The sequence below is a fragment of the Streptomyces odonnellii genome, assembly GCF_000981895.1.
Lineage (GTDB): Bacteria > Actinomycetota > Actinomycetes > Streptomycetales > Streptomycetaceae > Streptomyces > Streptomyces odonnellii.
The window spans coordinates 1-9,914 of the sequence record NZ_LATD01000371.1; the positions used below are offsets into that span (position 1 = coordinate 1).

Consider the following 9,914-nt stretch of genomic DNA (forward strand, 5'->3'; position numbering starts at 1 on the left):
CCAGCAGCCCGAGCCCGCCGAGCAGCCCGCCCGCCCCGGCACCCACCAGGGCCGCCAGCGGCGCGGACACCGAGACCGGGCTCATCGGCGCGACCGCCCGCGAGAACTGGATGACCCGTACGTTCGTACTGCTCTGCAAGTGCGCGCCGTTGACGACCAGCGAGCGCGTCACCCCGTCCGCCATGTCCACCGCGGTCGACGCGTCCGGCGAGGTCGCCGTCACCGAGATCATCGGCGCGTCCGGCGAAGTCGCCGTCCGCACGCTCTCCTTGAGGGTCCGCGGCGACACCCCGGCCCAGACCGGCGCGTCCCCGAGCAGCGCCACATGCGAGGCGATCCGCCCGTACGCCGTCGCGAACCCGAGCGCCGCCGCCGGGTCCGCCTTCTCGGTCGGTACGACGAGGACATAGCTGGTGGCGGAGTACTCGGGGGTACGGAGCAGCCCGTACGCGCCCCCGGCCAGCGCCCCGGCCAGCGCCGCCGCCGGCACGATCCCCCAGACCGGCAGCGCCCTCAGCCTCGCCGCGACCGGGCCGCGCCTCGCGGCCCGGCGCGGCGGAGGACTCGACTGGTGCGACTGGTTCATGAGCAACTCGCTTCCCGGGTGGAGGCCGTACCTCGGACGGCGTGCTCGTACACCGCCATCAACTGGTCGGCGCTGTGGGAGATGTCGTAGTGACGCGCCGCCCGGGGCACGGGCAGCCGTTGCGGCGGGGCGCCCTCGAACCGCCGCAGCTCGGCGGCCAGTTCGGGTACGGAGCCGCTGATCTGCCGTGCTCCCGGCGCGTCTTCGGCGGGCAGGTCGTGGAGGGCGGGGCAGGTGACATGGAGCACCGGCAGCCCGGCCGCCAGGGCCTCGACGACAGCGAGCCCGAAGGCCTCGTCGTAGGAGGTGGAGACGAAGACGTCCATGGCGGCGAGCAGGGAAGGCAGATCGCGGCCCGGAGACCTGCCCTTGTCCAATGCCTCGCCGGTCCTGTTCTCCGGCGGCGGATCCTCGCACGCTCCGTGCAGCAGCACCCGCCCGGCCGCCCCCTGTTCCGCCGCGAGCCCCCGCAGCCGCTCCCGCTCCGGCCCGTCGCCGACCAGGAGCAGCCGGGCGTGCGGGAGTTCGGCGACGGCCCGTACGAGCGCGTCGAAGCGTTTGCTGCCGGTGAGCCGGCCGACACCGCCCACCACAAAGGCGTCGTGCGGCAGCCCGAGTCGGCTCCGGGCGGCGCGGCGCGCGCCCTCGTCGTACGCGAAGCGCCCCACGTCGATGCCGTTGGGCACGACATGGATACGGTCGCGACGCACCCCCCAGCGCTCCAGGCGGCGGGCGACGGTGGCGGAGACCGCGACCGTCGCGGTGCCGAGGCGTTCGCCCGCGAGATAGAGCGAACGAGCGCTGGTGGAGAGCTGTCTGCCCTCGATCTGGACGGCGCCCAGGGAGTGTTCCGTGGCCACGATGGTCCGTACGCCCGCGAGCCGCGCGGCGAACCGCCCGTACAGACAGGCCCGGTAGAGATGCGTGTGCACCACGTCGTACCGCCCCTGCTTGACCAGTCTGGTCAGCCGGGGCAGCGCGCCGAGGTCCTTGTTGCCGGCCATGGCGAGGTCCGTGACGGGCACGCCGTCGGCGACGATGCCCTCGGCGACCGGGCCGGGGTTGGTCAGGGTGATGACCTCGCTGTCGGTCGGCAGTCTGCGGAGCAGCAGCCGGAGCTGCTGTTCGGCGCCGCCGATGCCGAGCCCGGTGATGATGTGCAGCACCCTCACCGGCCCGTCCTTCCGCCGGCTCCGGCCAGTGCGCCGGCGTACGCCGCGTAGTCCGCCGCCGGGACGGGCTCGCGGCGCCAGCGGTGCAGTCCGCGTTTGAGGCGCAGCCGCAGTCCGTTGTCCTTCTCGCCGACATGGACCCGGGGCAGCGCGAACATCCCGGTCAGCGGCCCGGGGCTGATGGCGCAGGCGTACGCGTAACCGGCGGCCCGTACGGCACCGATCACCCGGGTGTCGACCGCGCCGTACGGATAGCAGAAGCCGGCCACCTCGGCACCGGTGAGGGTACGGAGGATCTCCCTGCTCCGGAGGGTCTCGGCGGCGAGCAGGTCGTCGTCGGCCCGGGTGAGATCGGTGTGGTGCAGGCCGTGCGAGCCGATCTCCATGCCGGCCGCGGCGGCGGCGCGGATGCCGGGCCCGGTGAGGAGGGGCTTGCCGGGGCCCGGCCTGTCCCACTCGTTCGTACCGCCGAGCCGGCCTGGCAGGACGAAGACCGTGGCGGTGAATCCGTACTTCCTGAGCAGCGGTACGGCGCTCTCCAGGAAGTCCGTGTACCCGTCGTCGAAGGTCAGCCCGACGAGTCCGGCGCCGCGGCCCCCGGCGCGTGCGCGCAGCAGCCGCTCCATGCCGACGCCGGTCAGTCCGCGCCGGCGCAGCCAGCCGAGCTGCCGTTCGAGACGGGCCGGGGAGACGGTCACCTGGTAGGGGTCGTCGGCGGTGTCGGCGACGGAGTGGTACATGGCTGTCCACAAGGGGCCTGGGGACTCCGTGTCAGCGGGCATGTGCGAGCTTTCGTGTGAGGGGGCGGACAAGAACGCGGGTGAGGGTGCGCAGGACGGTGTCGGTCCCGGGCGCCCCGAGGGCGCGGGCGATGACGAGGAACACCGCGGTGACGGCCGCGCAGGCCGCCGCGGTGCCCAGGACGGGCGAGGGGATCAGGACCGCGCAGAGCCAGCCGGAGCCGGTGGCCGCGGCGGCCGCGGAGCTGAGCTTGAGCAGTCCGCCGGTGACGGCCCGGAGGGCGATGGGCACGCTGTGGCGGCCGACGCCGTGCAGCATCAGGGCGGCGGTGAGGATGATGCCGAGGGCGTTGGCCGCGGCGATGCCGAGCACGCCCCAGACCCGTACCAGCAGTGCGCCCGCGCCGGTGGTCAGCGCGAGGCCGGTGAGCATGGCGAGGGCGGGGAACCAGAGGGGGCGCGCGGCGGAGAAGTAGCAGCGCACCAGTGCCCCGACGAGGGTGTGGCCGAGCAGTCCGAGCGCGTACACCCGCATCACGGCGGCGGTCGCGGCCGTGTCGGCGGGGTCGAACGCGCCGCGCTGGAACAGCACTTCGATGAGCTGCGGAGCACAGGCGATGACCGTCGCGGCGCCGACCAGGACGACTGTCCCGGCCAGCGCGAGATCGCGCTCGACCCGGCGGCGGGCCCGGCCGGTCTCGCCCGCCGCCATGGCGCGGGCGACCACCGGGAAGGTGACCGTGCACAGCATCATGGAGAGGGTCATCGGGATCTGCGCGACCTTCTGCGCGTAGTTGAGATGCGAGATCGCGCCGGGAGGCAGCGGTGCGGCCAGGAACCGTTCGATGAGGACCTGCGACTGTCTGCTGAGTGCGAAGACGATCACGGGCGCGAGCAGCGCGAGTGCGACGGCCGGTCCGCTCCGCGCGGCCTTCGTCCCGCCGCCGTCGTCGCGTCGTGTTTGGCGGTCCGTCAGCTTTCGCCAGAGCGACGGCACTTGGACCAACACCATGAGCACCCCGCCGAGCGCGACCCCGGCGGCGGCGGCCCGTACCCCCCACCGGTCCCCGGCCGCCAGCATGGTCGCGATGATGCCGGTGTTGTAGACGACGTAGATCACCGCGGGCGCCACAAAGCTGCCGTGCGCGCGCAGCGCGGCGCTGCAGTAGCCGGCCATGCCGAAAGTCAGGGCGCAGGTGGCGGTGAGCCGGGTGCAGTCGACGGCCAGTCCCGGTTCGGGCAGCCCGGGCGCGAGGACCGCCACCACCCACGGCGCGGCGGCGATCAGCAGCGCGGCCCCCGCGCTGAGGGCGAGGAAGAGCCGGGGCAGGGTCGTACGGAGCAGCAGCCGTACGGGGTCCTGCCCGGGCGGCGCGGTTCCGGCGGCCCTGCGGGCCAGGGCGAGGCTGAAGGCCGGTACGAGGATCAGGGCCATCGCGTCCTCGATGAGGAGCGTGGCGGCCACCTCGGGCACGGTCCACGCGACGAGGAAGGCGTCGGTGTCGGGGCCCGCGCCGTAGAGATGGGCGATGGTCTGGTCGCGTACGAGACCGAGGAGGGCACCGACGGCGGTCAGCAGGGCGGTGAGGAACGCGGCTTTGGCCAGGAACCCTCCGGAGGGGGAAGCACCGCGGTCACCCCGGTTTCCTCCGGCCTGCCGGGGCACCGTGGGCGGGCGTGGCGACTGACTCGTACCGGTCACGCGGCGGCAGCCCCGCTCCCGGTCTCGCGGCCCCGCCTCGGCCCCGGCCGGCCCGGGTCCGGGCTCAGCGCCCACCAGGCGGCCAGCCCGAACATCACGGCCATCAGCACGGTGGACGGGCCGCCGATGTCCGCGTAACAGAAGTCCACGAACTGCCAGACCAGCAGCCCGGTCACGACGAACGCGCAGCCGCTGCCGCTGCGTCCGCGCCGCGGCAGCCGTCTCAGCGCGAGGACGAGCAGCGCGGCCCAGCTTCCGGCCAGCGCCATGATCCCCAGCAGCCCCTGCTCGCCGAGCACCAGCAGATACATGTTGTGCGGCGAGAGCAGCGGCTGGCGCTGGAAGCCGAGCCCGGCGCCCGCGGTGTCACTGCCGGACGAGAGCCCCAGCGACGCGTGGCTGTCGCGGTGGGCGGGGAAGCCCTTCAGCCCGACGCCGGTGACCGGCCGCTCCCGCCACATCTCGGTGGCCGCGGCCCACATCGTGTACCGGTCGGCGACGGACTGGTCGGGCGAGTCGGTGACCCGGGTGATGCTGCTGAGGCGCTCGCTGATCATCTGCGAGCCGATCCCGAGTCCGCCGACGAGGACGATCCCGAGCGCCCCCGCGGCCAGTACGACCGTCGCGGCCCTCCGCGGCCCGGAAATGACGAGCTGGAGCAGGATCGCGACGCCGGTGGCGATCCAGGCACCCCGGCTGAAGGACAGCGCGAGGGGTACGAGCAGCAGTCCGGCGCAGACGAGTGCGACGGTACGGCGCCGGGGGCCCGGCTTGTGTACGGGGGCCAGCGCGTACCCGACGCAGATGACCAGTCCGTACGCGACGACCGTGGCCATGCCCATCACATCGGTGGGCCCGAAGGTGCCGACGGCCCGGATGTTCTCGCCCATGTACGAGGCGCCGGTGCCGGTCAGATACTGCGTCACCCCGATCGAGCCCTCCACCAGCGCGAGCGCCACGACCGCCCCCGCGACCAGCCGGAAGTCCCGCCGGTCCCGGATCAGCAGCAGCAGCGCGGCCGGTACGAGCACGAAGATCTGGAGATAGCGCGCCACCCCGGGCAGCGCCGCCGGGGCATCGCCGGAGGTCAGCGCGGCGACGGTCACCCCCAGCACCGGGAGTCCCAGCACCAGCGCGGCGGTACGGGTCAGCGGCCGGGCCCGCTCGCGTGCCAGCCGTACGAGGCAGTACACGACGAGCAGCGCCGAGGCCGCGTCGGCCACGCTGCCCGTACCGGCGGAGCCGTCCCCGGCGGGAGCCGCGGGTACGGCCACCAGCGCCACGACCGCCACCGCCGGCAGCACCGGCGCCGACCGGCGCAGGGCACCGCGCAGCGCGCCCTGCCACCGGTCCGCCGCGCTGCCCGCCGCCCGGCCGTCCCGGTGCGGGCGGCGGGCGGCGGGCAGCAGGGCCCCGGCGGCGTCGGCGGTCATCAGCTTCCCGCCGGACGGACCAGGGAGACCGCGGTCCGCAGCAGGATGCAGACGTCCTGCCAGAGCGACCAGTGGTCGATGTAGTGGTTGTCGAAACGGGACCGGTCCTCGATGGAGGTGTCCCCGCGCAGCCCGTGGACCTGCGCCAGTCCCGTGATGCCGACGGGCATCCGGTGCCTGGCCGCGTAACCGGGGTGGGTCTTGCTGAAGTTGGCGACGAAGAAGGGGCGTTCAGGCCGGGGCCCGACCAGGCTCATGTCGCCGCGCAGGACGTTCCAGAGCTGCGGCAGCTCGTCGAGGGAGGTACGGCGCAGAAAGCCGCCCACCGGGCTCATCCGCAGATCGTTGGCGATGTTCCAGCGGGTGGCGGCCTCATGGTCATCGGCCGGGCGCAGTGTACGGAACTTGAGCAGGGTGAACGGACGGCCGTTCTGGCCGACACGCTCCTGACGGAACAGCACGTCGGGGCCGTCGCCGAACCGTACGGCGAGCGCGCAGATCAGCAGCACCGGGGAGATGGCCAGCAGCGCGGGCGCGGTGATCACCACATCCAGCAGGCGCTTGGCGACCGTACCGGGGCGGCGCGCGGCGGGCGGCTCCACCCGGCGCCAGGCGTATCCCCACAGATGCTGGGCCATCCCGGGGGCCGGGGCGTCGGTGTCCCGGGGGCCGGTGCCGAGGAACGAGGTGGCGCAGCCGTACTCGTGGAACAGCGCGACGAGCGCCGCCCGGTCCGTACGGTCGCGGGAGCCGGGGAATCCGGAGTCGGGAAAACCGGGCTCGTGGAAAGCCGAATCGGGGAAGCCGGGTTCGGGAAAGCCGGGTTCGGGAAAGCCCGCGGATTCCGCACCGGGGACCCCAGAGCCGATGAACAGCGCCTCCCGGACACCGTTCTGGATGACGGCCCGGTGGATTTCCTCGGCCGAGGTCAGCACCGGCAGCGCCGGCACGTCCGTACCTCCGCCGCCGCGCCCGCCGTCCCCCGGCGGCGCGACGATCCCGACGGGCCGCAGCCCGTACTCCGGATGCTGTCCGAGCAGCGCGGCCAGCCGCTGCGCCGCCATCCCCGTACCGACGACCAGCGCGGACCGCAGCCGGCTCCGCGCCATCGCCCGCCGCCGCGCATGGACCAGCGACCGGCCGCAGCTGGCCAGGACGAGTTGTACGGCGGCGCCGCCGAGCAGCGCCGCGGCACCCGGCGTACGGGCGGGCGGGAATGCGGCGAGCACGGCCGCGGCGGCGCACCACGACGCGGCGGCACGGGCGGCCAGCGCGGGCAGTTGGTCGAGCACCGACGGCACGACACCGGGCCGGTAGAGCCCGCCGAGCGCGTTCAGCACGGTCACACAGACGACGAGCTGCACGGCCAGGACCGCCTCCCGCTCCTCGTCACTGAGCACGGCCGTGGACAGTACGGCGGCGAGCGCGTCCGCCAGGAGCAGCGGCAGGCCGAAACCCAGCGGGCCGCGGGTGCGGCGGCGCGGCGGCAGTGCTACGCGGTCGGGGGCGTCCCGGGGCGGCGCGATCGGGACACGCGCGAGGCGCTGCCCCGTGGCCCTCGCGGGCCCGGACGGCGGGGGAACGCTGGTGCTTTCCGTGGTCACTGGGCGATCGGCTCCCTGTGCTCGGGGCGCGGCACGGCGGCGACTTCGCGGTACACGTCCGCGATGGCCTGCGCGGTCTGCCGCACGTCATAGGTGCTGAGTACGTGCTGCCGGCCCTGGCGGCCGATGGTTTCGCGCAGCGGCTCGTCCCGGAGCAGGGTGCTCACGGCGGCGGCCAGCGCGGGCGGATCCTCGGGCGGGGTGAGGCAGAGGGTCTCGCGGCCGGGCGGCAGGCTCTCGCGCGCGCCGTCCACATCGCTGAGGACGACGGGCCTGCCGCTGGCCATGGCCTCCAGCGGAGCCACCGCCATGCCCTCCCAACGGGACGGCAGGACAACGAGATCGGCCGCGCGGTACCAGGGCGCGGTGTCCGGTACGGCCCCGGCGAAGAGCACCGAGGGCGGGGCGATGGCACGCAGGACATCGGCGTCGGGACCGTCCCCGACGAGTACGAGCCGTGCCTGAGGCATCTGCCGTACGACCGGCCGCCAGGCCCGCAGGAGGATGTCCTGCCCCTTCTGCCTGCACAGCCGTCCGACGCACACCACGAGCGGAGTGGCCGGCTCCAGGGCGGCGAGCAGCGGGAGGGAGGCACGGGCGGCGGCGCGACCGGCGACGGCGGCGTTCGTGATGGCGGTGCGTGTGATGGTGGTGCCGGTGAGGGCGGTTTCTGTGATTGCGGTGCCCGGCCCGGTGCCGGCGCGGGTCGGGATGCCGCCCGTACCGGTGCCCGGGCCGGCCGGGATGCTGTCGGTGCCGGTCTGCGTGTCGTACGCGCCCGCGAACCGGGCGGTGTCCACTCCGTTGTGGACGACGGACCAGGAGGCGCGAATCCCGGCGCACTCGCCGGTGAGCCGTTCGGCCTCGCTCACGCAGACGACCCGGTCGGTCCACCGGACCGCCCATCGCTCCCAGTGCCGGGCCAGCCGGCCGGTCACTCCCCCGACCGCCTCGAACGACCAGGCGTGCGGCTGGAAGACCGTCGGCACCCGGCCCCGGACGGCGAGCCGCCCCGCGAGACCGGCCTTGGCGCTGTGGGCGTGGATCAGATCCGGGCGGATCAGCCCGACCAGCCGCCCGACCTGCCGTACCTCGTTCAGCAGTCCGGGCCCCGGGGCGCGTGTCGCGTGCCAGACATGGACCTCGGCGCCCTGACGTGCCGCCGCGTCGGCGAGCGGGCCCTCGGCGGGGCAGGCGACAACGGCCCGGACTCCGGCACTTCGCTGGGCGCCGACCAGATCGAGAACCACCCGGGCCACTCCGCCGTCGACCGGCTGAACGAGATGGAGCGCTGTGAAGCCGGTCCCAGGAAGGTGCCGTTGTGCCCGCACGCGCAACTCTTTCCACTCGTCGCTACTACAGCTATAGCTACAGAAATGCAATCTCTTGAACGGACTCGACGCCCTTGTACATCAACTGCTCACTGAATTACTCAAAAGCCGCTCCGCCTCGAAAGAACGAGTCAAAGACCGAAACAAGAAGGCACCTTTACAGAGCGCGGAGTGAAAATCACGTCAGACGCGCTGAAACGAGCTGAACGTACAAGACGACTTCGGGCACCGACGCCGCATTGCAAGTCCCGGTAGCAGACCTGGGCCAACTCCTGGGGGAGCGTCACTCATTCGGGCGCGCAACCGATGGCCGCCCCTGGCGTTGATGCATAAGTCGGGCAGTCGCGCCCGGCATCTATGCCATCTCATTACGACCGAGGAGCGCTTCTCACATGTCGCGTATCGCCAAGGCTGTTGTTCTCTCCACCGCGGCGGCCGCCGCTGTCGCCGGTACCTCCGGCGTCGCCTTCGCCGACGCCGACGCGAAGGCCGCGGCCGTCGGCTCCCCGGGCGTTCTGTCCGGCAATGCCATCCAGATCCCGATTCACATCCCCTTGAACCTCTGTGGCAACACCATCGACATCATCGGGCTGCTGAACCCGACCTTCGGCAACACCTGCGTCAACGCCTGACCTTATTCGCCTCGTCGATGACGTGACGCGGAAGAGCCGCTCGTCCCCTCCAGGGCTGAGCGGCTCTTCTGTTGCCCGTTTCCGGACCGTTTCCGGCGCGCCGGAGAATCGTTACTCAGGACGGGACAGGGCCGCGCGAAAACCTTCAAGAGGCTTGCGTGAAAAGAGAGTTGCCCTGTCGTCCGAGAACTGAACTCCGAAAGCCCGAAAGAAGGATTCCCCCATGAAGCCCATGAAGATCGCCGCGGTCATCGCCGGTTCCGTCATGGCCCTGGGCGCGGCGGCCCCGGCCTTCGCCGCCGAGAACCTCACCCCGTCCAGCCTCAATGGCGCCCTGGACACCGTCGCCCGCGACGGTCTGCGCGACGGAAAGCCGCTCCACACGAACGCGCTGGACACGGAGAACGAGGGCTCCGTCATCAACGCGGTGAAGAAGACCACGGACAAGCTGAACAACAAGCAGGCGAAGAAGCAGACCGGCGGCAAGCAGGGCGCCAAGAAGCAGACCGGCACCAAGCAGGCCAGTGGCAAGGACCAGGGTCTCGGCAAGCTGCTGGGCGGGCTGTCGCTCGGCAAGTGACCCCCGTAACCGTCGGTACGGAAGCGGGAGGGAGCGGGAGGTCCGGGTCCTCGCGGACCCGGACTCCGCGGCGGCGTACGAGGGGCGGTACGAAGCGGGGTCAGCCAGGCGGGGTCGGGCGAGCGGCGTCGGGC

At 72.9% G+C, this 9,914-nt stretch carries 9 protein-coding genes; 2 read left to right on the forward strand and 7 right to left on the reverse strand.

Annotated features, from left to right (window positions below):
• The 7 genes from WH07_RS29955 to WH07_RS36740 all read right to left on the reverse strand — a co-directional run.
• Positions 1-586 (reverse strand): YveK family protein (locus tag WH07_RS29955; protein ID WP_052744599.1); only part of this gene is annotated, 586 nt, incomplete at its 3' end.
• Positions 583-1,758, reverse strand: coding sequence for a glycosyltransferase (locus WH07_RS29960; protein ID WP_046506806.1), 1,176 nt, complete (start codon positions 1,756-1,758; stop codon positions 583-585). The genes WH07_RS29955 and WH07_RS29960, both read right to left, overlap by 4 nt.
• Complete coding sequence (locus WH07_RS29965) at positions 1,755-2,540, reverse strand: polysaccharide deacetylase family protein (protein WP_052744600.1); 786 nt, start codon at positions 2,538-2,540, stop codon at positions 1,755-1,757. Before WH07_RS29965 ends, WH07_RS29960 begins: the two co-directional genes overlap by 4 nt.
• On the reverse strand, positions 2,530-4,200 hold the full coding sequence (gene murJ, locus WH07_RS29970) for a murein biosynthesis integral membrane protein MurJ (protein ID WP_046506821.1): 1,671 nt from the start codon (positions 4,198-4,200) through the stop codon (positions 2,530-2,532). The genes WH07_RS29965 and murJ overlap by 11 nt, the downstream gene beginning before the upstream one ends.
• Entirely contained in the window at positions 4,197-5,633 is a 1,437-nt protein-coding gene (locus tag WH07_RS29975; protein ID WP_079023672.1) for an O-antigen ligase family protein, read from the reverse strand. Before WH07_RS29975 ends, murJ begins: the two co-directional genes overlap by 4 nt.
• The gene (locus WH07_RS29980; RefSeq protein WP_046506810.1) at positions 5,633-7,237 is read right to left on the reverse strand and encodes a sugar transferase; all 1,605 of its coding nucleotides are present in this window, start codon (positions 7,235-7,237) and stop codon (positions 5,633-5,635) included. Before WH07_RS29980 ends, WH07_RS29975 begins: the two co-directional genes overlap by 1 nt.
• On the reverse strand, positions 7,234-8,568 hold the full coding sequence (locus WH07_RS36740; protein WP_046506813.1) for a glycosyltransferase: 1,335 nt from the start codon (positions 8,566-8,568) through the stop codon (positions 7,234-7,236). Before WH07_RS36740 ends, WH07_RS29980 begins: the two co-directional genes overlap by 4 nt.
• Positions 8,569-8,960: 392 nt before the next feature.
• Between WH07_RS36740 and WH07_RS29990 the strand changes: the two genes are divergently transcribed.
• Complete coding sequence (locus tag WH07_RS29990) at positions 8,961-9,200, forward strand: chaplin (protein ID WP_046506815.1); 240 nt, start codon at positions 8,961-8,963, stop codon at positions 9,198-9,200.
• 223 nt (positions 9,201-9,423) lie between these two features.
• Positions 9,424-9,780, forward strand: a complete 357-nt coding sequence (locus WH07_RS42265; protein ID WP_063775850.1) for a hypothetical protein — start codon at positions 9,424-9,426, stop codon at positions 9,778-9,780.
• The last annotated feature ends 134 nt before the right edge of the window (positions 9,781-9,914 follow it).

Excerpts from the sequence above, each read along its gene's own strand:
- WH07_RS29975 (WP_079023672.1), bottom strand. The coding sequence starts at position 5,633 with ATGACCGCCGACGCCGCCGGGGCCCTGCTGCCCGCCGCCCGCCGCCCG.
- WH07_RS29990 (WP_046506815.1), top strand. The coding sequence starts at position 8,961 with ATGTCGCGTATCGCCAAGGCTGTTGTTCTCTCCACCGCGGCGGCCGCC.
- WH07_RS29965 (WP_052744600.1), bottom strand. The coding sequence starts at position 2,540 with ATGCCCGCTGACACGGAGTCCCCAGGCCCCTTGTGGACAGCCATGTAC.
- WH07_RS42265 (WP_063775850.1), top strand. The coding sequence starts at position 9,424 with ATGAAGCCCATGAAGATCGCCGCGGTCATCGCCGGTTCCGTCATGGCC.